This window comes from Hylemonella sp. W303a (genome assembly GCF_046452315.1).
Taxonomy (GTDB): domain Bacteria; phylum Pseudomonadota; class Gammaproteobacteria; order Burkholderiales; family Burkholderiaceae_C; genus Hylemonella.
Window position 1 is genome coordinate 220,325 of the sequence record NZ_JBKFDG010000003.1, and the last position, 22,380, is coordinate 242,704.

At 64.0% G+C, this 22,380-nt stretch carries 27 protein-coding genes; 25 read left to right on the forward strand and 2 right to left on the reverse strand.

Going from position 1 to position 22,380, the window contains the following annotated elements:
* Position 1: 1 nt before the first annotated feature.
* From ACLBKS_RS07240 to hisD, 13 genes are all read left to right on the forward strand, one after another.
* Positions 2 to 1,480, forward strand: a complete 1,479-nt coding sequence (locus ACLBKS_RS07240) for a glutamate synthase subunit beta (RefSeq protein WP_410192124.1) — start codon at positions 2 to 4, stop codon at positions 1,478 to 1,480.
* A 177-nt stretch (positions 1,481 to 1,657) separates the two neighbouring features.
* Positions 1,658 to 2,488, forward strand: coding sequence for an ABC transporter ATP-binding protein (locus tag ACLBKS_RS07245; RefSeq protein WP_410192125.1), 831 nt, complete (start codon positions 1,658 to 1,660; stop codon positions 2,486 to 2,488).
* A gap of 61 nt (positions 2,489 to 2,549) precedes the next feature.
* Positions 2,550 to 3,332, forward strand: coding sequence for a lipid asymmetry maintenance ABC transporter permease subunit MlaE (gene mlaE / locus ACLBKS_RS07250; protein WP_410192126.1), 783 nt, complete (start codon positions 2,550 to 2,552; stop codon positions 3,330 to 3,332).
* A gap of 11 nt (positions 3,333 to 3,343) precedes the next feature.
* Positions 3,344 to 3,814, forward strand: a complete 471-nt coding sequence (gene mlaD / locus ACLBKS_RS07255) for an outer membrane lipid asymmetry maintenance protein MlaD (protein WP_410192127.1) — start codon at positions 3,344 to 3,346, stop codon at positions 3,812 to 3,814.
* Positions 3,811 to 4,860, forward strand: coding sequence for a VacJ family lipoprotein (locus ACLBKS_RS07260; RefSeq protein ID WP_410192128.1), 1,050 nt, complete (start codon positions 3,811 to 3,813; stop codon positions 4,858 to 4,860). The genes mlaD and ACLBKS_RS07260 overlap by 4 nt, the downstream gene beginning before the upstream one ends.
* 95 nt (positions 4,861 to 4,955) lie before the next feature.
* The gene (locus tag ACLBKS_RS07265) at positions 4,956 to 5,627 is read left to right on the forward strand and encodes a phospholipid-binding protein MlaC (protein ID WP_410192129.1); all 672 of its coding nucleotides are present in this window, start codon (positions 4,956 to 4,958) and stop codon (positions 5,625 to 5,627) included.
* Positions 5,628 to 5,652: 25 nt separating this feature from the next.
* On the forward strand, positions 5,653 to 5,937 hold the full coding sequence (locus tag ACLBKS_RS07270) for a lipid asymmetry maintenance protein MlaB (protein WP_410192130.1): 285 nt from the start codon (positions 5,653 to 5,655) through the stop codon (positions 5,935 to 5,937).
* A 115-nt stretch (positions 5,938 to 6,052) separates the two neighbouring features.
* Positions 6,053 to 7,021, forward strand: coding sequence for an ABC transporter ATP-binding protein (locus ACLBKS_RS07275; protein ID WP_410192131.1), 969 nt, complete (start codon positions 6,053 to 6,055; stop codon positions 7,019 to 7,021).
* 86 nt (positions 7,022 to 7,107) lie between these two features.
* A complete protein-coding gene (locus ACLBKS_RS07280; RefSeq protein WP_410192356.1) occupies positions 7,108 to 7,863 on the forward strand; it encodes an ABC transporter permease in 756 nt (251 codons plus the stop codon).
* Positions 7,864 to 7,891: 28 nt separating this feature from the next.
* The gene (locus tag ACLBKS_RS07285) at positions 7,892 to 8,134 is read left to right on the forward strand and encodes a BolA family protein (RefSeq protein ID WP_410192132.1); all 243 of its coding nucleotides are present in this window, start codon (positions 7,892 to 7,894) and stop codon (positions 8,132 to 8,134) included.
* A 36-nt stretch (positions 8,135 to 8,170) separates the two neighbouring features.
* The gene (gene murA, locus ACLBKS_RS07290) at positions 8,171 to 9,442 is read left to right on the forward strand and encodes a UDP-N-acetylglucosamine 1-carboxyvinyltransferase (RefSeq protein WP_410192133.1); all 1,272 of its coding nucleotides are present in this window, start codon (positions 8,171 to 8,173) and stop codon (positions 9,440 to 9,442) included.
* Positions 9,443 to 9,575: 133 nt separating this feature from the next.
* Positions 9,576 to 10,220: an ATP phosphoribosyltransferase gene (gene hisG / locus ACLBKS_RS07295; RefSeq protein ID WP_410192134.1), complete on the forward strand. Its 645-nt coding sequence runs from the start codon at positions 9,576 to 9,578 to the stop codon at positions 10,218 to 10,220.
* Positions 10,217 to 11,545 (forward strand): histidinol dehydrogenase, encoded by a 1,329-nt coding sequence (hisD, locus tag ACLBKS_RS07300; RefSeq protein WP_410192135.1) that lies wholly within the window; start codon positions 10,217 to 10,219, stop codon positions 11,543 to 11,545. Before hisG ends, hisD begins: the two co-directional genes overlap by 4 nt.
* A gap of 48 nt (positions 11,546 to 11,593) precedes the next feature.
* Here hisD and ACLBKS_RS07305 read toward each other — a convergent pair whose 3' ends face one another.
* Entirely contained in the window at positions 11,594 to 12,106 is a 513-nt protein-coding gene (locus ACLBKS_RS07305; protein ID WP_410192136.1) for a hypothetical protein, read from the reverse strand.
* Positions 12,107 to 12,304: 198 nt separating this feature from the next.
* Here ACLBKS_RS07305 and ACLBKS_RS07310 point away from each other — a divergent pair, with 198 nt between their 5' ends.
* The 7 genes from ACLBKS_RS07310 to ACLBKS_RS07340 all read left to right on the forward strand — a co-directional run bounded on the left by ACLBKS_RS07310 (position 12,305) and on the right by ACLBKS_RS07340 (position 18,067).
* Positions 12,305 to 12,703, forward strand: a complete 399-nt coding sequence (locus tag ACLBKS_RS07310; protein ID WP_410192137.1) for a cupin domain-containing protein — start codon at positions 12,305 to 12,307, stop codon at positions 12,701 to 12,703.
* Between the two features lie 53 nt (positions 12,704 to 12,756).
* The gene (locus tag ACLBKS_RS07315; protein ID WP_410192138.1) at positions 12,757 to 13,902 is read left to right on the forward strand and encodes an HPP family protein; all 1,146 of its coding nucleotides are present in this window, start codon (positions 12,757 to 12,759) and stop codon (positions 13,900 to 13,902) included.
* Complete coding sequence (gene hisC / locus ACLBKS_RS07320) at positions 13,899 to 15,044, forward strand: histidinol-phosphate transaminase (RefSeq protein WP_410192139.1); 1,146 nt, start codon at positions 13,899 to 13,901, stop codon at positions 15,042 to 15,044. Before ACLBKS_RS07315 ends, hisC begins: the two co-directional genes overlap by 4 nt.
* A 26-nt stretch (positions 15,045 to 15,070) precedes the next feature.
* Positions 15,071 to 15,691, forward strand: coding sequence for an imidazoleglycerol-phosphate dehydratase HisB (hisB, locus tag ACLBKS_RS07325; RefSeq protein ID WP_410192140.1), 621 nt, complete (start codon positions 15,071 to 15,073; stop codon positions 15,689 to 15,691).
* Complete coding sequence (hisH, locus tag ACLBKS_RS07330) at positions 15,688 to 16,350, forward strand: imidazole glycerol phosphate synthase subunit HisH (protein WP_410192141.1); 663 nt, start codon at positions 15,688 to 15,690, stop codon at positions 16,348 to 16,350. Before hisB ends, hisH begins: the two co-directional genes overlap by 4 nt.
* Positions 16,351 to 16,451: 101 nt before the next feature.
* Positions 16,452 to 17,192 carry a 1-(5-phosphoribosyl)-5-[(5-phosphoribosylamino)methylideneamino]imidazole-4-carboxamide isomerase gene (gene hisA, locus ACLBKS_RS07335; protein ID WP_410192142.1) on the forward strand — a complete coding sequence of 247 codons (741 nt, stop codon included), beginning with the start codon at positions 16,452 to 16,454 and terminating at the stop codon, positions 17,190 to 17,192.
* A 14-nt stretch (positions 17,193 to 17,206) separates the two neighbouring features.
* Positions 17,207 to 18,067, forward strand: coding sequence for a D-hexose-6-phosphate mutarotase (locus ACLBKS_RS07340; RefSeq protein WP_410192143.1), 861 nt, complete (start codon positions 17,207 to 17,209; stop codon positions 18,065 to 18,067).
* A 43-nt stretch (positions 18,068 to 18,110) separates the two neighbouring features.
* On the opposite strand, the gene ACLBKS_RS07345 is transcribed toward ACLBKS_RS07340, so the two are convergent.
* Positions 18,111 to 19,952 carry an ABC transporter ATP-binding protein gene (locus ACLBKS_RS07345; protein ID WP_410192144.1) on the reverse strand — a complete coding sequence of 614 codons (1,842 nt, stop codon included), beginning with the start codon at positions 19,950 to 19,952 and terminating at the stop codon, positions 18,111 to 18,113.
* 32 nt (positions 19,953 to 19,984) lie between these two features.
* Here ACLBKS_RS07345 and hisF point away from each other — a divergent pair, with 32 nt between their 5' ends.
* The 5 genes from hisF to tatA all read left to right on the forward strand — a co-directional run bounded on the left by hisF (position 19,985) and on the right by tatA (position 22,369).
* Positions 19,985 to 20,806 carry an imidazole glycerol phosphate synthase subunit HisF gene (gene hisF / locus ACLBKS_RS07350; RefSeq protein ID WP_410192145.1) on the forward strand — a complete coding sequence of 274 codons (822 nt, stop codon included), beginning with the start codon at positions 19,985 to 19,987 and terminating at the stop codon, positions 20,804 to 20,806.
* Between the two features lie 11 nt (positions 20,807 to 20,817).
* Positions 20,818 to 21,225: a phosphoribosyl-AMP cyclohydrolase gene (gene hisI, locus ACLBKS_RS07355; protein WP_410192357.1), complete on the forward strand. Its 408-nt coding sequence runs from the start codon at positions 20,818 to 20,820 to the stop codon at positions 21,223 to 21,225.
* A gap of 2 nt (positions 21,226 to 21,227) precedes the next feature.
* Positions 21,228 to 21,641, forward strand: coding sequence for a phosphoribosyl-ATP diphosphatase (locus ACLBKS_RS07360; RefSeq protein WP_410192358.1), 414 nt, complete (start codon positions 21,228 to 21,230; stop codon positions 21,639 to 21,641).
* 28 nt (positions 21,642 to 21,669) lie between these two features.
* Positions 21,670 to 22,029, forward strand: a complete 360-nt coding sequence (locus tag ACLBKS_RS07365) for a histidine triad nucleotide-binding protein (protein WP_410192146.1) — start codon at positions 21,670 to 21,672, stop codon at positions 22,027 to 22,029.
* 97 nt (positions 22,030 to 22,126) lie between these two features.
* Complete coding sequence (gene tatA / locus ACLBKS_RS07370; protein ID WP_410192147.1) at positions 22,127 to 22,369, forward strand: Sec-independent protein translocase subunit TatA; 243 nt, start codon at positions 22,127 to 22,129, stop codon at positions 22,367 to 22,369.
* Positions 22,370 to 22,380 lie beyond the last annotated feature (11 nt).

Here is a 22,380-nt window from a genome sequence, read left to right on the forward strand (position 1 = left end):
GATGGGAAAAGTCACTGGCTTCATGGAGTACGAGCGTCTCGAGGAGGGCTACGAGCCCGTCGCGAAGCGCGTCAAGAACTACAAGGAATTCGTGATCGGCCTGAGCGAGCCGCAGGCGAAGCAGCAGGGTGCGCGTTGCATGGACTGCGGCACGCCTTTCTGCAACAGCGGCTGCCCGGTCAACAACATCATTCCGGACTTCAACGACCTCGTTTATCACGGCGACTGGAAGAACGCGATCGAGGTGCTGCACAGCACCAACAACTTCCCCGACTTCACCGGCCGTGTCTGCCCCGCGCCCTGCGAGGCGGCCTGCACGCTGAACATCAACGACGACGCGGTGGGCATCAAGTCCATCGAGCACGCCATCATTGACCGCGCCTGGGCCGAGGGCTGGATCAAGCCCCAGCCCGCCGCCGTGAAGACGGGCAAGAAGGTCGCCATCGTGGGGTCCGGCCCGGCCGGTCTGGCCGCCGCGCAACAACTGGCCCGCGCGGGCCATGCCGTGACCGTCTTCGAGAAGAACGACACGGCCGGGGGCCTGCTGCGCTTCGGCATCCCGGACTTCAAGTTCGACAAGTCGCACATCGACCGCCGCGTCAAGCAGATGGAAGCCGAGGGCGTGGTGTTCAAGACCAACACCTTGGTGGGTGAGTTGCCCAAGGGCAGCAAGGTCACCAACTGGGCGAAGGAAACGGTCACGCCCGAGCAGCTCAAGAAAGAGTTCGATGCGGTGCTGCTGGCCGGTGGCGCTGAGCAGAGCCGCGACCTGCCGGTGCCGGGCCGTGACCTGGACGGCATCCACTTCGCCATGGAATTCCTGCCCATGCAGAACCGCGTCAACGCGGGCGGCAAGGTCAAGGACCAGATCATGGCCACCGGCAAGCACGTCATCGTGATCGGCGGCGGTGACACCGGCTCCGACTGCGTGGGTACCAGCAACCGCCATGGCGCGGCGAGCGTGACCCAGTTCGAAGTCATGCCCCAGCCGCCCGAGCAGGAAAACAAACCCCTGGTCTGGCCGTACTGGCCGCTGAAGTTGCGCACCAGTTCCAGCCACGAGGAAGGCTGCGTGCGCGAGTTCGCCGTGTCCACCAAGGCCTTCATCGAGGGCGAGGGCAAGGACAAGGGGCGCATCGTCGGTCTGAAGACCGTGCACGTGGAGTTCAAGGACGGCAAGTTCGTCGAGATCCCGGGCACCGAAAAGGACTACAAGGCCGACCTCGTGTTGCTGGCCATGGGCTTCGTCAGCCCGGTCGCCAGCATCCTCGAATCCTTTGGGGTCGAGAAGGACCCGCGTGGCAACGCCAAGGCGGGTGTGGAAGCTCAGGGCGGCTATCGCACCAGCGTGGACAAGGTGTTCGCGGCCGGTGACATGCGCCGCGGGCAGTCCCTTGTGGTGTGGGCGATCCGTGAAGGCCGTCAGGCCGCCCGTGCGGTCGACGAATTCTTGATGGGCACCAGCACCCTGCCGCGCTGAGGACCTGGCCCTCCGCGGTGGTGTCTGCGGAGGGATGTCGTCCAGTGTCGTGTTCTCCGATCGTGTGGGTCTCGGGGCCGCCTCGCCATTCCCCTTGGAGCAAGGGGGCGCGGGCATGCTTTATGATTCCCCGGCTTGGAGACGAGTCCCGTTCTCACGGGCTAACAAATTCACGACATGGCTGTACCAACACAACAAGGCAGGCCGGACTCCCCCATGGTCGAATTGCGCGACGTGGTCTTCGGCTACGGCAAGCGCGCCATCCTGGATGGGGTCAACCTGGTGATACCGCGTGGCAAGGTCACTGCGATCATGGGTGCCTCGGGCGGTGGCAAGACCACCGTGCTGCGCCTGATTGGTGGGCAAATCCGTGCCCAGCAAGGCCAAGTGCTGTTCGACGGGCAAAACGTCGGCGAGATGGATCACGCCCGCCTGTATGAAGCGCGTCGCCGCATGGGCATGCTGTTCCAGTTTGGTGCGCTCTTCGCTGACCTCAGCGTGTTCGAGAACGTTGCCTTTCCCTTGCGTGAACACACCAAGCTGAGCGAAGACTTGCTGCGCGGCGTGGTGCTGATGAAACTGAATGCCGTGGGCCTGCGCGGCGCGCGCGATCTGATGCCCAGCGAGGTCTCGGGTGGCATGGCCCGGCGCGTGGCGCTGGCACGCGCGATCGCCTTGGACCCGGAGTTGATCATGTACGACGAGCCCTTCGCGGGGCTGGACCCGATTTCTCTGGGTACTGCAGCCCAGCTGATCCGCCGTCTCAATGACAGCCTGGGGGTCACCAGCATCGTCGTCTCGCATGACCTAGAGGAAACATTTCAAATCGCGGACCATGTGGTGATCCTGGCCAATGGCGCCATCGTCGCGCAAGGCACGCCCGACGAGGTGCAGGAATCCACCGATCCCTTGGTCAGGCAATTTGTCCATGCTTTGCCCGATGGGCCCGTGCGGTTCCACTATCCCGGTCCGGCCGTGGAAGAAGACTTTGGCGGGGTGCGCCCATGAGCGCCGCGCCGGGCCGCCCCAAGCAAAATCGCATTGCAGTGCGTAGCACGGAGGTTATTCAATGAGCTGGTGGCGTCCCTCCGACGTGGGTTACGCGGTGCGCAGCAAGCTGGCCGACATCGGCCGTGCGACGCGATTGTTCTTCCGCTTTTGGCAACTGGCCCGTCCCACCTTCCGCCGTTTCGGCTTGGTCAGTGAACAGATCCACCTGCTGGGCAATCACTCACTGGCCATCATCGTTGTCTCAGGCCTGTTCGTGGGCTTCGTGCTGGGCTTGCAGGGGTACTACATCCTGGTGGATTTCGGCTCGGAGCAGGCCCTGGGCCAGATGGTCACGCTGTCCTTGGTGCGTGAGCTGGGCCCGGTGGTCGCCGCGTTGCTGTTCGCGGGCCGGGCAGGCACCTCGCTCACGGCCGAGATCGGCCTGCTGAAGGCTGGCGAGCAACTGAATGCCATGGCCATGATGGCGGTCGATCCGGTGCAACGCATCTTGGCCCCGCGCTTCTGGGCCGGCGTGATCGCCCTGCCATTGTTGACGGCGGTCTTCAGCGCGGTTGGCGTGCTGGGCGGATGGGTGGTTGGCGTGGTCATGATCGGTATCGACCCCGGGGCCTTCTGGGGGCAGATGCAGGCAAGCGTCAGTGTGTGGAGCGACGTGGGCAACGGTGTCATCAAGAGCATCGTGTTTGGTTTCACGGTCTCGTTCACCGCGCTGCTGCAAGGGTATGAGGCTCAGCCCACGCCCGAGGGCGTGTCGCGCGCGACGACGCGCACGGTGGTGATGGCTTCTCTGGCGGTGCTCGGACTGGATTTCGTCCTCACCGCTCTGATGTTCACGATTTAGGAGAGTGCGTGATGGAACGCTCGAAGAATGATGTGTGGGTGGGTTTGTTCGTTTTGTTGGGGCTGGCGGCACTGGTGTTTCTGGCGCTGCAAGCCGCCAACCTGCTGCATCTGAGTTTTCAGTCGAGTTACCGCGTCGAGGCCTTGTTCGACAACGTCGGCGGGCTCAAGCCCCGCGCGGCGGTCAAGAGCGGTGGCGTGGTGGTGGGGCGCGTCTCGGGCATCAGCTTTGACGACAAGAGCTTCCAGGCGCGCGTACGCATCGACCTGGAAAAGCGCTACAAGTTTCCGAAGGACAGCTCGCTCAAGATCCTGACCAGTGGCTTGCTGGGCGATCAGTACATCGGCATCGAAGCCGGTGCAGACGACAAGAATTTGGCCGAGGGCGATTTGGTCGCCAACACCCAATCAGCCATCGTGCTTGAAAACCTGATCGGCCAGTTCCTCTACAACAAGGCAAGCGAGGCACCCGCCAAGAAATGACATCGGGGTCGAAGCGAGTGCCTTGGGACGAAACGGTGCCCCCGCTTGCGCATCGTGCACACAATGGCCTGAGAGCGGACCGAGCCTGGTGCTCGGTCGTTCTGTGTCTGGGGGGTGTATTGCTGCTCGCGGGACTGTCGGGCTGCGCGCACAGCCCGCCATCAGAAGCTGAACCTCCGGCCGCGGCCACCCGCGCCAATCCGGATCCCTTGGAGCCTTGGAATCGAGGCGTGTTTGGTTTCAACGACGCCTTGGATCGCGCCATCCTCAAGCCCACGGCGACGGCCTACCAGGATTACGTGCCTCCGCTGGTGCGCAAGGGCGTTGGCAATTTCTTCAACAACTTGGAAGATGCCTGGACCACCATCAACAGCACCTTGCAGTTGAAGGGGCGTGCTGCCGGTGAGAGCTTCACCCGTCTGTGGGTCAATACCTTTTTTGGTTTGGGGGGCTTGCTGGACGTCGCGACGGAAATGCGCATTCCGCGCCACAAAGAAGATTTCGGGCAGACCTTGGGGTACTGGGGGGTTGGCGCTGGGCCCTATCTGGTGCTTCCTCTGCTGGGACCGTCCACCCTGCGTGACACGGCAGCCTTGCCGGTTGACTGGGCGGGCGATCCCTTGAGCCAGCAAGACGATGTGCGGCTGCGCAACTCTCTGTTCGTCCTGGGGCAAGTGGATAACCGTGCCGGCTTGCTCAAGCAAGAGGCGTTGATGGAGGGGGCAACGTTTGATCGTTATGTGCTCATCCGTGATGCTTATCTTCAGTATCGTCGACACCTCGTGTATGACGGTGATCCGCCTGATGAGCCCATGCCAGCGGAAGAGGACTACAGCGCCGAGGATTACCAAGAGACCGCGGCGCCCGAAACCACTGCATCGCCTGATTCCGCTGCTTCGAGTGAGACTGAAAAGTCTCTCGCGGAGGATTCCGCTGACCCCACGGAGCCGCAGGTCGAGCGCGATACGCGTGTGCCCGGTAGAATTCCTGGAACGCCGACGGTGCCGCTGGATCTGGGCCTGCCAGGCTTGAAGATCATTAAATAAGCGCCACATCAGAGAGCCAACCAGACAAACCGCACGGTAGGGCATTCACTCCATTGCAGTGGAGGGTGGTCCGTGAGTGCCAGGAGTCCGTTTCCATGCAAGGTCGTTTTTTCCATCGTTATTCCCTGCGCAGCCTCATGGCTGCTGGCTTCCTGGCCCTGACGGCTTGGATGCAGCCCGCGATGGCCCAAGCCGAAAAATCGGCCGATGCCATGGTGCTGACCATGTCGAACGAAGTCCTCGCCACCATCCAGTCTGATCCGGCTTTGATGGCAGGCAACATGCCTCGCCTGATCGCGCTGGTTGACACCAAGATCATGCCGCTGGTGAATTTCCCCCGCATGACCGCCTCGGCGGTTGGCCCGGGCTGGCGGCAGGCCACCCCTGAGCAGCGTCTGCGCCTTCAGGAAGAATTCAAGACCTTGCTGGTGCGCACCTATGCGGGAGCTCTGGCGCAAGTTCAGGGCATGAAGGTCAGCGCCAAGCCCATGCGAGCCTCCGCCGATCCCAAGGACGTGATCGTGCGCACGGAGTTGCGTGGTCCAGGTGCCGCTGAGCCCGTGCAACTGGACTACAGGCTGGAGCAGGCTCCCGGCACTGCGGTGGGTTGGCGGATCTACAACGTGAACGTGATGGGTGTGTGGTTGGTCGAAACCTATCGCAGCCAGTTCGCCCAGGAAGTCAACGCCCGAGGCATTGATGGGCTCATCGCCTCCTTGGCCGAGCGCAACAAAGCCACGGCGCAGGCCGCGGCCCCGAAGAACTGATTCCAACAGCAAAAAAGGCGTCCTCATGCCGACCCCTCCCTTGCTCGTGCTGCCTGAAGACCTGACGCATCTCCAGGCCAACGCCTGTTTGCCGATGTTGGTGCAAGCCATTCCCTCACAAACCGGGCCCGCGGCGCAAGTGGATGCCGGGGCTTTGGAGCACTTCGATTCCTCGACGCTAGCTGTCTTGCTGGAGTTCCGCCGTGCCTGCCTAGCGAATGGCAAGGGACTCGAGTTGCTGCATTTGAATCCACGTCTCATTGAGCTTGCCCGCCTCTACGGCGTGGATGAGTTGCTGTCGATCCACTGAGGCGAGCACTCGCCGGGCCTGAGTCACGGGGCAGACCGTCTGCGGCGATGGGGCTTGGCCGCATGCCGGCACGACAAGCCAGGTTGAGCCCCTCTCGCTAAAATATCGGGCTCCCATGCCAGCTTCCACCCAGCTCCCCGCCATTTCCTTTCAGTCCATCACCAAGCGCTATCCCACGCCGAAGGGCGCTGCGCGTGGCGGTCAGGCCGGGGCGGGCGCGTCCACCTTCGCTGCTCTGGATGGTGTGAGCTTCGACATCGCGCAGGGTGAGTTCTTCGGCTTGCTCGGTCCCAACGGTGCCGGCAAGACCACCCTGATCAGCATCCTCGCGGGCTTGACCACGGCCAGCAGTGGCCGTGTGACCGTTCTAGGTCATGACGTGCAGACCGACTACGCCGCGGCCCGCAGCCTCCTGGGCGTTGTTCCGCAAGAGTTGGTTTTCGATCCCTTTTTCAATGTGCGCGAGGCGCTGCGCTTCCAGTCGGGTTACTTTGGCGTCAAGAACAACGACGCATGGATCGACGAGTTGCTCGAGGGCTTGGGGCTGGCCGACAAGGCCAACGCCAACATGCGCCAACTGTCCGGCGGCATGAAGCGTCGTGTGCTGGTGGCTCAGGCCTTGGTGCACAAGCCGCCTGTGATCGTGCTGGACGAACCGACTGCGGGCGTGGACGTGGAATTGCGCCAGACGCTGTGGCAGTTCGTGCTGCGCCTGAACCGCGAGGGCCATGCCGTGCTGCTTACCACGCATTACCTGGAAGAGGCCGAGGCCCTGTGCAGCCGCATCGCCATGCTCAAGCAGGGCAGGGTGGTCGCCTTGGAGCGCACGAGTGAATTGCTCAAGTCCGCGTCCAGCCATGTGCTGCGTCTGAAAATCGAGGGCGAACTGCCGCCCGAGCTGGCCGCGCGCGCGCGCGTGACGGGCCGCAGCGTGCAGTTTCCCGCCCAGGACGCGCGCGCGATCGAAGACTACCTTGCCGCCGTGCGCGCCGCAGGCGTGCGGGTGGACGAAGTCGAAATCACCAAGGCCGACCTGGAAGATGTGTTCATCCAGGTCATGGGCGAGCAAAGGGAGTCCGCATGAGCGCCGTTGAACCTCTGCAAGGCACGGAAGTCTCGCTCAATGCAGACGCGGGCCAGCGGTCCCGACTCAGCAGGGCAGGGGGGCGTCTGCAAGGCTGGCAGACCCTGTTCTACAAGGAAGTGCTGCGCTTTTGGAAGGTCAGCTTCCAGACCATCGCCGCGCCCGTGCTCACGGCCTTGCTTTACCTGCTGATCTTCGGCCATGTGCTGGAAGACCATGTGAAGGTCTATGGGCAGATCAGCTACACCGCTTTCCTGATCCCCGGCCTGGTGATGATGAGCGTGCTGCAAAACGCCTTCGCCAACAGCTCCTCCAGCTTGATCCAAAGCAAGATCACGGGCAATCTGATCTTCCTGCTGCTCACGCCGCTGTCGCACTGGGCCTGGTTCGTGGCCTACGTGGGCTCCTCAATTCTGCGCGGTCTGGTCGTCGGTGCGGTGCTGCTGCTGGTCACCGTCTGGTTCGCCGACCTGACTCTGGTGGCCCCGCTGTGGGTGCTGGTGTTTGCTGTCTTGGGTGCGGCTCTGCTCGGCGCCATGGGCCTGATCGCTGGGCTATGGGCCGAGAAGTTTGACCAGCTGGCCGCCTTCCAGAATTTCCTGATCATGCCCATGACCTTTCTCTCGGGCGTGTTCTATTCGCTGCACACCCTGCCAGCGTTCTGGCAAGGCCTCAGCCATTTCAATCCCTTCTTCTACATGATCGACGGATTCCGCTACGGCTTTTTTGGCGTGAGCGACGTTTCGCCCTGGCTCAGCCTGGGCGTGGTCGTGGTGGCCTTGTTGGGGGTCGGTGGTTTGGCCGTGCACTTGCTACGCATCGGCTACAAGATCCGTCATTGATCCACGGCCCGATCAGCTCCCTACCCACATGCAAGCACACGACCTGCAAGCACTCATCCAAGCTGGCCTGCCCTGTGAGCACATCACCGTGGAAGGCGATGGCCGACATTGGAGTGCCGTCATTGTCTCGCCCGAGTTCGAGGGCAAGCGCCTGATCCAGCGCCACCAGCGCGTCTATGCCACGTTGGGCCAGCGCATGCACACGGACGAGGTGCACGCGCTGTCGATGAAAACCTACACCCCCGCGGAGTGGCGGGCGGCCTCTCAATAAACCGCCTGCCGCCAGGCGGCGCTAACGCACAACATCATGGACAAACTACGGATACGCGGCGGACGAGAATTGCAAGGCGAGGTGCCGATTGCAGGTGCCAAGAACGCGGCTTTGCCGGAGCTGTGCGCGGGGCTGTTGACGGACGAGCCGGTCACCTTGCTCAACGTTCCGGGGCTGCAAGACGTCACGACGATGCTTCAACTCTTGCGTCATATGGGGGTTAAGGCAGAGCGTGACGAGCAAGGACGCACATGCATTGACGCAGGCCCACTGAACTTGCGCGAGGCACCGTATGAACTGGTCAAGACCATGCGTGCCTCCGTGCTGGCGTTGGGGCCTTTGGTCGCGCGCTTTGGCGAAGCCACGGTGTCGCTGCCAGGGGGCTGCGGCATTGGCTCGCGTCCAGTAGATCAGCACATCAAGGGCCTGCAGGCCATGGGTGCGGAGATCGTGGTTGAGCATGGCTACATCCTGGCCAAACTGCCGCAGGGCCAGAAGCGCTTGAAGGGCGCGCGCATCGCCACCGACATGGTCACGGTCACGGGGACCGAGAACCTGATGATGGCCGCGACCTTGGCCGAGGGCGAGACCATCCTGGAGAACGCGGCCCAAGAGCCGGAGATTCCCGATCTGGCGGAATTGCTCATCAAGATGGGCGCCAAGATCGAAGGCCACGGCAGTAGCCGCATTCGTATCCAGGGCGTCGAAAAGCTTCACGGCGCTCAGCACCAGGTGGTGGCAGACCGCATCGAAGCCGGTACCTTTCTTTGCGCGGTGGCCGCCACCGGGGGGGACGTGTTCCTGCGCCATGCCCGCGGTGATCACCTGGACGCGGTGATTGAAAAACTGGTCGCGGCCGGTGCGCGCGTCCAGGTCCAGACCGACGGCATCCGCGTCCGCTCGCATGGGCGCCTCAAGGCTCAGAGCTTCCGAACCACCGAGTACCCGGGTTTCCCGACCGACATGCAGGCGCAGTTCATGGCGCTCAACGTGATCTCCGAGGGCACCTCGACGGTGACGGAAACCATTTTCGAGAACCGTCTGATGCACGTGCACGAACTGGCTCGCCTAGGCGCCCAGGCACGCATCCAGGCCGGTGGCATGGTTGCCGTGATCGAAGGCGTTCCGCGTCTTTCGGGCGCCACCGTGATGGCCACCGACCTGCGCGCGTCCGCGGGCCTGGTCATCGCCGGTCTCGTGGCCGAGGGCGAAACCGTGGTGGATCGCATCTACCACCTCGACCGTGGCTACGACCGCATGGAAGCCAAGCTGGCGGCGCTGGGCGCCGATATCGAACGCGTGCGCTAATGCCCCCACGCTTGCCCACTTCGTGTGGCCGCTGCCCCCCGACTGCAGGCTTGCCCTGCGCTTCGCTTGACGTGGGGCCTTCGCGCCTTGGGGCGGCCCGGCGGCGCTCAAGCGCGTGAAATAATCCCTGCCCATGATCACACTCGCCCTCTCCAAAGGTCGCATCTTCGACGAGACCTTGCCGCTGTTGCAGGCCGCCGGCATCGAGGTGCTGGACGATCCCGAGAAGACCCGCAAGCTCATCCTCGCCACCAACCGACCCGAGGTGCGCGTGGTGCTTGTGCGCGCCACCGACGTGCCGACCTATGTGCAGTACGGTGGCGCCGATCTGGGCATCACCGGCCTGGACACCCTGATCGAGCATGGCAACGAAGGCCTGTACCAGCCGCTGGACCTGCGCATCGCCCAATGCCGCGTGAGTGTCGCCGTGCGCGAAGGTTATGACTACGTCGCCGCCGTGCGCCAGGGCGCGCGCCTGCGCGTGGCCACCAAGTACGTGACCATCGCGCGCGACTTCTTCGCCGCCAAGGGCGTGCACGTGGATCTGATCAAGCTCTACGGCAGCATGGAGTTGGCGCCACTCACCGGTTTGGCGGATGCCATCGTGGACCTGGTGTCCACCGGCAACACGCTGAAGGCCAACAACCTGGTGGAGGTCGAGCGCATCATGGACATCTCGGCGCGCCTGGTCGTGAACCAGGCTGCGCTCAAGCTCAAGCGCGAGCCGCTGCGCCACATCATCGACGCCTTTGGCCAAGCTCTGGAGACCACTGCATGAGTTTCAAGGCCGAGCCCCTGCGCCTGTCCACCACGCAGGCCGACTTCGAACAGCGCTTTCAGCAGCGCCTGCACTGGGCCGCCGACACCGATGCGGCCATCGAGCAGCGCGTGGCCGACATCTTGGCTGATGTGCAAACACGCGGCGATGCCGCCGTGCTGGACTACACCGCGCGTTTTGACGGCCTGCAAATGACCAGCATGGCCGCCTTGGAAATCAAAACCGACGAATTGAAGGCGGCGTTCGACGGGCTGCCCGTCGCGCAACGCGAGGCCTTGCAGGCCGCTGCGCAGCGTGTGCGCCTCTATCACGAGGCGCAGAAGCGAGCCAGTGGCGAAAGCTGGAGCTACCGTGACGCCGACGGCACCCTGCTGGGTCAGAAGGTCACGCCCCTGGACCGCGTGGGCATTTATGTGCCGGGCGGAAAGGCGGCGTACCCCTCGTCCGTGTTGATGAATGCCATTCCAGCGCATGTCGCGGGCGTGGGCGAAATCATCATGGTCGTGCCCACGCCGCGTGGCGAGAAGAATCAGTTGGTCCTTGCTGCGGCGTTTGTGGCGGGTGCGCACCGCGTTTTCACCATCGGCGGCGCGCAAGCCGTGGCGGCGCTGGCGTATGGCACGGTCACGATCCCAAAGGTGGACAAGATCACCGGCCCCGGCAACGCCTACGTGGCCAGCGCCAAGCGCCGCGTGTTCGGCGTGGTGGGCATCGACATGATCGCTGGCCCCAGCGAAATCCTGGTGCTGGCCGACGGCAGCACGCCTGCGGATTGGGTGGCCATGGACCTGTTCAGCCAGGCTGAGCACGATGAGCTGGCGCAAAGCATCTTGCTCTGCCCCGACGCGGCCTACATCGATGCCGTGCAGCGCGAGATCGACCGGCTGCTCAACGAGATGCCACGCGCCGAGATCATCGCCAAGAGCTTGAGTGGACGGGGCGCGCTGATCCAAACCCGCGACATGGCGGAAGCCTGCGCCATCAGCAACCGCATCGCCCCGGAGCACCTGGAGGTCAGCAGCCGTGATCCGCACCGGTGGGAACCGCTGCTCAAGCACGCGGGCGCCATCTTCCTCGGCGCCTACACCAGCGAGTCGCTGGGCGACTACTGCGCCGGCCCCAACCACGTGCTGCCGACCAGTGGCACGGCGCGGTTTTCGTCACCGTTGGGTGTCTACGACTTCCAGAAACGCAGCAGCCTGATCGAAGTCAGCGAGGCTGGCGCGCAAGGCCTGGGCAAGATCGCCGCCGAACTGGCCTACGGCGAAGGCCTGCAGGCGCATGCTCGGGCGGCGGAGATGCGGTTGTCGGGCACGAAACATTGAGTTTCGTGCCACTGTTCAAGGACTGATGAAATCCGCGAGCGCGGAGATTCAGTTGATTCGCACCAGTTTGTCCCTGAGCTGCGACGGCACATCCTCAAGCAGCATCACCGCGATGCTACCGTCATTGGTCCGGTTATTGTGCGCTGCTTCAGTGCCCAAGTTCGCAGCCACTGCTTCGGGAGACAGGGAATACATGTTGCCATTCAAAGGGTCGACGATGAACCAGCCGATCAGCCCGCCGAACACAAGGTTCCCAGCGATGTACCAACCGTTCGCGTTCGTCTCGACTGGAATGACTTGGGTTTTGTAGCCCGGTTTCGAAATCGTTACCTTGAAATTCTTCCCACCCCAGTAACGACCTGAGCTCTTGTTCAGCGTGACGGAGGTGGGAGTGGTACCGCCGAAGACTTCCATGCCAGATTCATCGGTGATCAGGATGCTGGCGCCGCTGGGCGTGCTGCTGATGGGTACGGTCTGCGTCGGTGTTCCCATGATCGTGGCGCACCCAGACAACAGAATGGCGGTGGAAATGGCAAAAATTTTCGTGACAGCAGCTTTCAAATGGACCTCCTAAGTTGATAAGCGAACTCTGCGGGCGCGAGAATGTAGCAAACTTAGGGCAGCGGTTGCTTGTAGAGCCAGCTCTGCGCATTCATACCATCGACCACGCGATGGAACTCTTGTAGCGAAATGCTGCAATGTGGTCGATCCTTGCAATCGAAAGATCGGGTCGCTCATCGGCATGGCGGAAGTTGAATCGTGCGTACAAGTAGAGACATTCTGACCACCTATCTGCACTTCCGAGACGGCGGGAGCGCGGATGCCTTGGCCGTCACCGATGCCTTCTGGGCCGACGTGTCGGCCGGGCGTTTGCCGCAGTTGGACCAAGGGCGGCTGATGTCCGCCTTCACTTTTTCCGAGCCCTGGGCCACGTGGGAGCGTCACCCCGCTGGCGAGGAACTGGTCTTGCTCTTGTCCGGGAGCTGTGAACTTGTGCTCGATCTGCCCGAGGGCGAGCAGGTCACGCCGTTGCAAACGACGGGCGCCTATGTGCTTGTACCTCGGAGTGTCTGGCACACGGCCAGAACTTCTACTTCGACCACCTTGTTGTTCCTCACGCCGGGCGCGGGGACGGAGCATCGACCGATTCATCGGTAGCTCAACGAGGGCATCCTAGAATGCCCCGTTTTGGTGCTTCTGGAGTGTGCCGCGTGCAGTTTCCATGGTCATGGTGGGTCGGATTCAAGCCGACACAACCCCGCGTCAGCGGACGTGAGCTGACGCTCAGTGTGGTGGGTGCGGCCCTGGGCCTGTTGGGCTCTGCGGCCTTGAGTCATCTCATCCTGGGGCAAGTCAACCCCTGGTTCATCGCGCCCATGGGGGCGTCGACCGTGCTGTTGTTCGCAGCCCCGGCCAGTCCCCTGGCCCAGCCTTGGCCCATGCTGGCGGGCAATCTGGTGTCGGCAGTGGTCGGCGTTGCCTGCATGCATGCGTTCGGACATGGCGTGCTGGCGGCGGGTCTGGCGGGCGCGGGCGCGATAGCGGCCATGTTTGCCTTGCGCTGCCTGCATCCACCTGGCGGGGCAGTGGCGTTGACGGCGGTGCTGGGCGGACCGGCCATCGCCGAGCTGAGCTGGCGTTACGTGCTCTGGCCCGCAGGCTTGAATTCCCTCCTGCTGCTCGCCTTGGCCCTGCTGTACAGCACCGTGGCGCGCCGCCCTTACCCGCACCGGCCCGCGCCGCACCCCCATGGCACAACCGATCCGCTGCCCAGCGCTCGCCTGGGTTTCAACCGTGCCGATCTGGATGCGGCACTGGCCAGCCAGGGGCATCTTCTGGACATCACCCGGGACGATCTCGAGCAAGTGCTGGTGCGTGCGCAATTGCAGGCCAGCCGCCGCCAGTTCGGAGACCTGCTGTGCGAGGACATCATGTCGCGCGATGTGGTCGCGGCGCGCCCGCGCGACGGCGTGGACGCCGCCTGGGCCCAGCTGATCACGCACAAGGTCAAGGCCTTGCCCGTGGTGCGCGACGATGGCACGCTGGCGGGTATCGTGTCCCTTCATGACTTTTTCCTGGCCCAGAGCGCGCCCGACCCGCGCAAGCTGCCCGTGATGAACACGGCCCGGCATGTGCAGGACATCATGACGCGGCGCGTGCGGGTGGCGCGGCCCGCGCAGCCGCTGGTGGAGCTGGTGGAACTGTTTTCCGATGGCGGCCTGCACCACCTGCCCGTGGTGGACGAGGCGCTGCGCGTCGTCGGTATGATCACCCAGTCCGACGTGGTGGCCGCGCTGTTCAAGGCGAGTCACCGACCCCTTGCTCCCACCCCCGTCCCCTCCCATCCTGCTCCATGAACGCGCCTGACCTCTCCCGTTCGCGCCCGCCCGTCTTTTCCCGCATCCGCAGCGACGTGCAGGGCATGCACGCCTATGCGGTGCAGGACAGCTCGGGGCTGGTCAAACTGGACGCGATGGAGAACCCGTACAGCCTGTCGCCTGAACTGCAGGCCGAACTCGGCCGTCGCCTCGGAGCCGTGGCGGTGAATCGCTACCCGGGCGCACGCATCGACGATCTGAAGCGGGCCTTGGCGCGGCACATTGACCTGCCCGAGGGTCAGGCGCTCATGCTGGGCAACGGTTCGGACGAATTGATTTCAATGGTCGCCATGGCCTGCGACCTGCCCGGTGCTTCCATCCTGGCGCCCGCGCCGGGTTTCGTGATGTACGCGATGAGCGCTCAACTGCAGGGCTTGGCCTACCACAGCGTCAACCTGACGCCGGACTTCCAACTGGACGAGGCCGCCATGGTGGCCGCCATTCAAAAGCACAAGCCGGCCATCACTTACCTGGCCTACCCGAACAATCCCACCGGCACGCTGTGGGATGACGGTGCCATGGAGCGCATCATCGCCACCGCCGGAGCGCAAGGCGGCTTGGTCGTGATCGACGAGGCCTACCAGCCTTTCGCGGCGCGGACCTGGCTGGATAAGATGCGCGCCGAACCCAGCAAGCACGCCCACGTGCTGTTGATGCGCACGCTCTCCAAGTTCGGGCTGGCAGGGGTGCGCTTGGGCTACATGGTGGGGCCAACCGCGCTACTGGCCGAGTTCGACAAGGTGCGTCCGCCTTACAACGTGAGCGTGCTCAACGCCGAGTGCGCGCTGTTCGCGCTGGAGCATGCGGGGGTGTTCGCCGCTCAGGCGCGCGAAATCAAGGCGCAGCGCACGCTGTTGGTTGATGCGCTGAGGGGCCTGGGCTTCACCGTCTGGGGCAGCGAGGCCAACATGATCCTGGTGCGTGTCCCGCAAAGCGCGGGCGCGGGTACCGAAGATGCCGCTCAGTCGGCCGCCCGGGTGTTCGCCGGTCTCAAGGCTCGCAAGATCCTGGTCAAGAACGTGTCCGCCATGCACCCGCTGTTGGCCGGTTGCCTGCGCCTGACGGTGGGTACCCCGCAGGAAAATGCCCAGATGCTGGCGGCTCTGCGAGAATCGCTCTAAATTTCCGCTCTATTCCCCTTGTCCTCATGAGCCGTACCGCCGACGCGTCCACCCCCAGCCCCCGAACTGCGGCGGTGGAGCGCAACACCAAGGAAACCCGCATCGCCGTCAAGCTGAACCTGGACGGCACGGGTGAATCGCGCCTGTCCACGGGCATCGGGTTCTTCGACCACATGCTGGACCAAGTGGCGCGCCATGGTCTGATTGATCTCGACATCCAGGCTCAAGGTGATCTGCACATCGACGGGCATCACACCATCGAGGATGTGGGCATCACCCTCGGTCAGGCCGTGGCCCAGGCCGTGGGCGACAAGAAAGGACTGCGCCGTTATGGCCATTCCTATGTGCCGCTCGACGAGGCCTTGAGCCGCGTGGTCGTGGATTTCTCGGGCCGTCCGGGGCTGGAGCTGCATGTGCCCTTCACCAGCGGCATGATCGGCACCATGGACACGCAACTGGTGTCCGAGTTCTTCCACGGTTTCGTGAACCACGCCTGCGTCACCCTGCACATCGACAACCTGCGGGGTGTCAATGCGCACCATCAGTGCGAGACGGTGTTCAAGGCCTTCGGCCGTGCCCTGCGCATGGCGCTGGAGATCGATCCGCGCGCCATGGGTGTCATCCCCTCGACCAAAGGCAGTCTGTGAGCGTTCAAACCGTCGCCGTTGTTGATTACGGCATGGGGAATCTGCGTTCGGTGTCCCAGGCGGTGCAGGCTGCGGCGGCTGGCAGCGGGTGGCAGGTGGTGGTCACCTCTCGGCCCGAAGAAGTGCGTGCGGCCCAGCGCATCGTGCTGCCAGGGCAGGGCGCCATGCGGGATTGCATGCGCGAACTGAACGATTCAGGTCTGCGCGAATCCGTGCTCGAAGCCGCCGCCCACAAGCCGATGTTCGGCGTCTGTGTGGGCATGCAGATGCTGCTGGATCACAGCGAAGAGCAAGACACACCTGGCCTGGGACTCATTCCCGGCCGCTGCCTGCGCTTCCAATTGGAAGGGCGCACGCAGCCTGACGGCAGCCGCTACAAGGTACCGCAGATGGGCTGGAACCAGGTCTGGCGCCAGTCCCCGGATGGACGGGGTCACCCCGTGTGGTCGGGCGTGCCCGACGGCAGCTACTACTACTTCGTGCACAGCTATTACGCGCAACCGTCGGATGCGCGCCACAGCGCAGGCGAAACCGATTACGGAGCCCGCTTCACGGCGGCGCTGGCACGCGATAATATTTTCGCGACCCAGTTCCACCCTGAGAAAAGCGCGGCACATGGCCTGGCTCTGTACCGGAACTTCCTGGCCTGGAATCCATGAACGCATGACCGCCGGGTCCTGATTCCGTAGCCTGTTTTCCTTTTCTTCTAGTCCCTCAGCACCACTGCACCTGCATCCTTACCTGCATCTGCCGCTGCTTCATGCTCCTCATTCCCGCGATCGATTTGAAAGACGGTCATTGTGTGCGCCTCAAACAGGGCGACATGGACCAATCCACCACCTTTGGTGAGGACCCGGTCCAGATGGCCCGCAAATGGGTGGACGCGGGTGCGCGTCGCCTGCACCTCGTGGACCTGAATGGCGCCTTCGCCGGCAGCCCCAAGAACGAACAGGCCATCCGCGGCATCCTCAAGGCGGTCGGCGGCGAGGTGGACGTGCAGCTTGGCGGCGGTATCCGCGACCTCGACACGATTGAGCGGTATCTGGACGCAGGCTTGCGCTACGTCATCATTGGTACGGCGGCGGTGAAGAACCCCGGCTTCTTGCAAGACGCCTGCACGGCCTTCGGCGGGCACATCATCGTGGGCCTGGACGCCAAGGACGGCAAGGTCGCGACGGACGGCTGGAGCAAGCTCACCCGGCACGAAGTCGTGGACCTGGGGCGCAAGTTTCAGGATTACGGCGTCGAATCCATCATCTACACCGACATCGGTCGCGACGGCATGCTGACCGGCATCAACATCGATGCCACGGTGCGGCTGGCCCAGGCCTTGACGATTCCCGTCATCGCTTCCGGCGGCCTCAAGGGCCTGTCCGACATCGAGCAGCTCTGCGCGGTTGAGGACGAAGGCGTCGAGGGCGTCATCTGCGGCCGCGCCATCTACAGCGGTGACCTCGACTTCGAAGCGGCCCAGCGGCGCGCTGACGAACTCAACGGCTGAAGCCTCAAGCCGATATGTCCACGCCTCAGTCCACGACCTCGGGCCAGGCCGAGGAGTCCTTCCACGGCCTGCCCTCCCTGCTGCTTCAACTTCCGAGTGGCGACAGCCTGCGCGTGCTCCGGCACGGAGCACACGTGGTGTCCTGGGTGGCAGGCGGACAAGAGCGCCTCTACCTGAGCCCCAAGTCCGTGCTGGACGGTCAAGCGGCGATCCGCGGCGGAGTTCCGGTCTGCTTTCCCCAGTTCAATATGCGGGGTCCGTTGCCCAAGCACGGCTTTGTTCGCAATTTGCCCTGGGAGGTCGATGGGGCGGCCAGGATGCTCGGCGACGGCCTGAGCCTGACGCTGCAACTGCGGGACGGCGCGGCGACGCGCGCTTACTGGCCTCAGGCCTTCGAGGCACGGTTCACCCTCTTGCTGCGTCCTGGCGAACTGCAGCTCACGCTGGACCTGCGCAACACCGACACCCAGCCGCTGAGCTTCAGCGGCGCGCTGCACACCTATTTCGCGGTGAACGACATTGCCCAGACCCGGCTTGAAGGCTTGGGTGGGCAAGCCGAGTGGGACTCGGTGCGCGACGTGCACGGCCAGGGCGCCGAACCGCTGCGCTTCACCGAGGAGTTCGACCGCGTCTACCAGGCTGCCGCCCAGCCGCTGACGTTGCAAGACAGCGCCGCGCGTCTCACCATCGCCCAAAGCGCTAGTTGGGGGCACACCGTGGTTTGGAATCCTGGCGCGGGCAAGGTCATTCCGGACTTGACCGATGACGCGTACCGGCACTTCCTTTGCGTCGAAGCGGCTCAAGTGCTGACGCCGGTGACCGTTCCGCCGGGCGGTACCTGGCAGGGCTGGCAGCGATCCACCTTAGCGCGATGATTCGCGGACACGCCGGGGCAGGTCAGCGCTGACACGCTGGCCGTTACTCCTCCTCGTCCGCGATGAACCCGTCGACCTGCCGCGCCCAGAGCCGGGCGTAGGCGCCGCCTTGGGCCAGTAGGGCCTCATGCGATCCTTCTTCCCGAATCTGACCGCCTTCCATGTACAGGATGCGGTCCATGCGACTCACGGTGGACAAGCGGTGCGCGATGGCGATCACCGTGCGGCCTTCGAAGAGGTTCCACAGCGCGTCGCGGATGGCGTGTTCGGTTTCGGAGTCCAACGCACTCGTCGCCTCGTCCAGCAACAGGATGCGCGCCTGTTTCAAAAAGGCGCGGGCGATGGCCACGCGCTGGCGCTCACCGCCGGACAGCAGCACGCCGCGCTCGCCCACGACGGCCTCGTAGCCGCCGGGGCGACGGCGGATGAAGTCATCGCAGTGGGCCTGGCGCGACGCCTGCAGCACCTCGTCCCAGCTCGCTTCGGGTCGGGCGTAGCGGATGTTCTCGCCAATCGTGCGGTGGAACAGGCCAGGGTCCTGAGGTACTTCGGCGATCGCGCGGTTCAAGGAGTCCAGTGTGATCTTGGCGATGTCCTGGCCATCGATCAGGATGCGGCCGGCCTGCAGCTCGTACTGGCGCCGCAGCAGGCGAATCAGCGTGCTCTTGCCGGACCCCGACGGGCCGACCAGTCCCACCTTCTCTCCGGGCCGGATGGACAGGTCCAGCCCGGTGAAGACTGGCGTGCCGTCGCCGTGCCGGAAGGTCACGCGTTCGAAGCCGATTCCGCCTCGCGGGACCGTGAGATTCGGCGCGCCGGGCAAATCGGCGATCGCGTGCGGCACGTTCAGTGTTTCCAGCGACGAGTCGATGATGCCCAGGTTCTCGAACAGGTCGGTGAAGCGGGCGCAGAGATTCCAGACGTTGTTGCTGAGGATCGCCGCCAGAGAAAAAATCATCACCATGTCGCCCACGCGCATCGTGCTGGCCATCACTTGCGCGATGGCCAGGGCGATGAAGCTGATTTGGAAGGCCAGCAGGGCGTTGAACATCAGCAACCACATCAAGATCAGGAAACGGCGAAGTCGGCGCGACGCGTCGGCTTCCTTCAACACGGCATCGGCTTGGCGCAGGCATTCGTGCGCGCCACGGGCGAAACCGCGCACGATCTCGGCGTTGCCGAGGATGTCCACCATCACCCCGGTGGAGCGTGAAACCTCCTCGGACAAGGCGCGCGACAGGCCCAGGCAACGCCGCGCCAGCAGGATCGACAACGCCAGGTAGGCCACCGTCCAGCCCAGCAGCACCCACAGGAAGATGGAGGCCTGGGGCGCCACGATGGCTGCCCCCACGGCGATGGCGACGATGAGCCGCGTGATTTCATTGAACAGGATGCCCAGCAGATTGGCGGCCGCCTGGCCCGCTTGCTTCACTTTCTGCGCCAGCCGGCCCGCGAAGTTGTCCTGGAAATACGCGGGTGCGTGCTCCATCAAATAAGAGAAGAGGCAGGTCTGCACCTCCATGCGCAGCGCGGGCGTGGTGTGCAAATCCACCCACTCCCTCAGTCGGTTGAACGCGGCGGACAGCAGCCAGGCGCCCGCGACCAGGGCAAACGGCAGCCAAATGTCGGTGGGCCAGGGGGCTTCCCGGTCCGGCTGGAAACGGGCCAGGGCTTCGACCAGGTCACGCAGGAACAGCGGTTCCAGCGCCATCAGGCCGATGCCCGCGACGCTGGTGCCCGTCAAAGCCAGCACGCGCCAACGAAACCGCGACCACAAGAGCGTGAACAGAAACGCCAGTGCGCTATGGGGGATCTGGCCGCCATTGAATTGACGGTAGTGCAAAAAAGGGGATGGCGGGGTGTCCGCGACGTCTACGCTGGTCATGTGTGCAATGGCGCCCCCCTACAATCCCCAGCATGTTAGCCAAACGCATCATCCCCTGCCTGGACGTGACGGGCGGGCGCGTCGTCAAGGGCGTGAACTTCGTCGAGCTGCGCGACGCGGGCGATCCGGTGGAGATCGCCGCGCGCTACAACGAGCAGGGCGCGGACGAACTCACCTTCCTGGACATCACCGCGACCAGCGACGGGCGTGACCTGATCCTGCACATGATCGAGGCCGTGGCGTCCCAGGTCTTCATCCCGCTCACCGTCGGTGGCGGTGTTCGCACCGTGGAAGACGTGCGCCGTCTGCTCAACGCGGGCGCGGACAAGACCAGCTTCAATTCCGCCGCGATCGCCAATCCCCAGGTCATTCGCGACGCCTCGGACAAGTATGGCGCGCAGTGCATCGTGGTCGCCATCGACGCCAAGCGCCGCTCCGAGGAGGACGCACGGCGCCTCGTCGACGGGGGTGAAATCGGTCCGGGCTGGGACGTCTACAGCCACGGTGGGCGCAAGAACACCGGGCTGGATGCCCTGGCCTGGGCGCGTCAGATGGCTGAGTATGGCGCGGGCGAGATCTTGTTGACCAGCATGGACCGCGATGGCACCAAGAGCGGTTTCGACTTGGCGCTCACACGCGCCGTCAGTGACGCGGTGAGCGTGCCGGTGATCGCCTCGGGCGGCGTGGGCACGCTGGACCATCTCGTCGAGGGCGTGAAGCAAGGTGGCGCGGATGCCGTGCTGGCCGCGAGCATCTTCCATTACGGCACCTACACCATCGCTCAGGCCAAGGCGGCCATGGCGGCGGCCGGCATTCCGGTGCGGATCGAAGTGTCTGAGGAGGCGCACGCATGAGCGCGCCCCCGATGCCGTCAGCCCCGGATGCAATCTGGCTGGACGAGGTGAAATGGGACGCCCAGGGCCTGGTGCCTGTGATCGCGCAAGAGCAGGGCAGCAACGATGTGTTGATGTTCGCCTGGATGAACCGAGAGGCCCTGCTCAAAACCGCTCAACTGGGGCGGGCTGTTTATTACAGCCGCTCGCGCGGCAAGCTTTGGTTCAAGGGCGAGGAGTCCGGCCACGTGCAGACCGTGCACGACATCCGGCTGGACTGCGACAACGACGTGGTCTTGCTGAAAGTCACCCAGGCGGGCCACACGCCGGGCATTGCCTGCCACACCGGCCGACACAGCTGTTTTTTCCAGCGCTACGAGAACGGGGCCTGGCACACGGTGGAGCCTGTGTTGAAGGACCCGGAATCGATCTACAAATGAGCATGAACACCCACGATGCCCTGATGCGCCTGGCGGCGGTCATCGACAGCCGCAGGCCCGAACGAGGCGGTGATCCCGAGAAGAGCTATGTCGCACGCCTGCTGCACAAGGGCCCGGATGCCTTCTTGAAAAAGGTGGGCGAAGAAGCCACGGAAGTCGTCATGGCGGCCAAGGATGCGGACCACGCGCTCGCCCTCGGAGGCTCCGGCGCCGACGTGGCCCGGCAGAAGGTGCTCTACGAAATGGCCGACCTCTGGTTCCACAGCCTGATCGCCCTGGCCCATTACGGCCTCACGCCCGCCGACGTGATTGCCGAGCTAGAGCGTCGGGAGGGCATGAGTGGCCTCGAGGAAAAGGCCCTGCGCAAGGCGCAGGCGCGCAGCGCGGCGGAAGCCGCGGACAAGCAGCAATCCTGAAGTTTCCAGACCACCCACAGGAGACGGCATGAGCCACGACCCGAACTGCATCTTCTGCAAGATCGTTGCAGGGCAGATTCCCTCGAAGAAGGTCTACGAGGATGGCGACATCCTGGCCTTCCATGACATACAGCCCTGGGCGCCAGTGCATTTCTTGATCATTCCCAAGCCACACATCGCATCGATGGCACAGATTGGGCCGGAGCACGCGGCGCTGATGGGGAAAATGATGACCTTGGCCCCGAAGCTGGCGCTGGAGCAAGGTTGCCGACCGTATCCAGAGGGAGGCTTTCGCATCATGGTCAACACAGGCGCCGATGGCGGACAGGAAGTGCACCACCTGCACCTGCACGTGATTGGCGGACCGCGCCCCTGGCTCAAAGGCTGAGACCTTGAGGGGGATGGCAGGCGTGCCAGTTACCGGGGCTTGACAAACAAGCCCTAGAATCTGCGCCCTGATTCCGGGTTTTTTAGGAGTAAGAGATATGGGTTCGTTTTCCATTTGGCACTGGCTGATCGTGCTGTTGATCGTGGTCATGGTGTTCGGCACCAAGAAGCTCAAGAACCTGGGCAGCGACCTGGGCAGCGCCGTCAAGGGCTTCAAGGACGGCATGCGCGATGGCTCCAGCGACGACAAGTCGGCCACTCCCGCGCCGCAGCCGCAGCAAGTCGCGAGCGCCACCGCCGACAAGAAGACCATCGACGTCGAAGCCAAGCAAAAGTCGTGATGCGCCGTTCG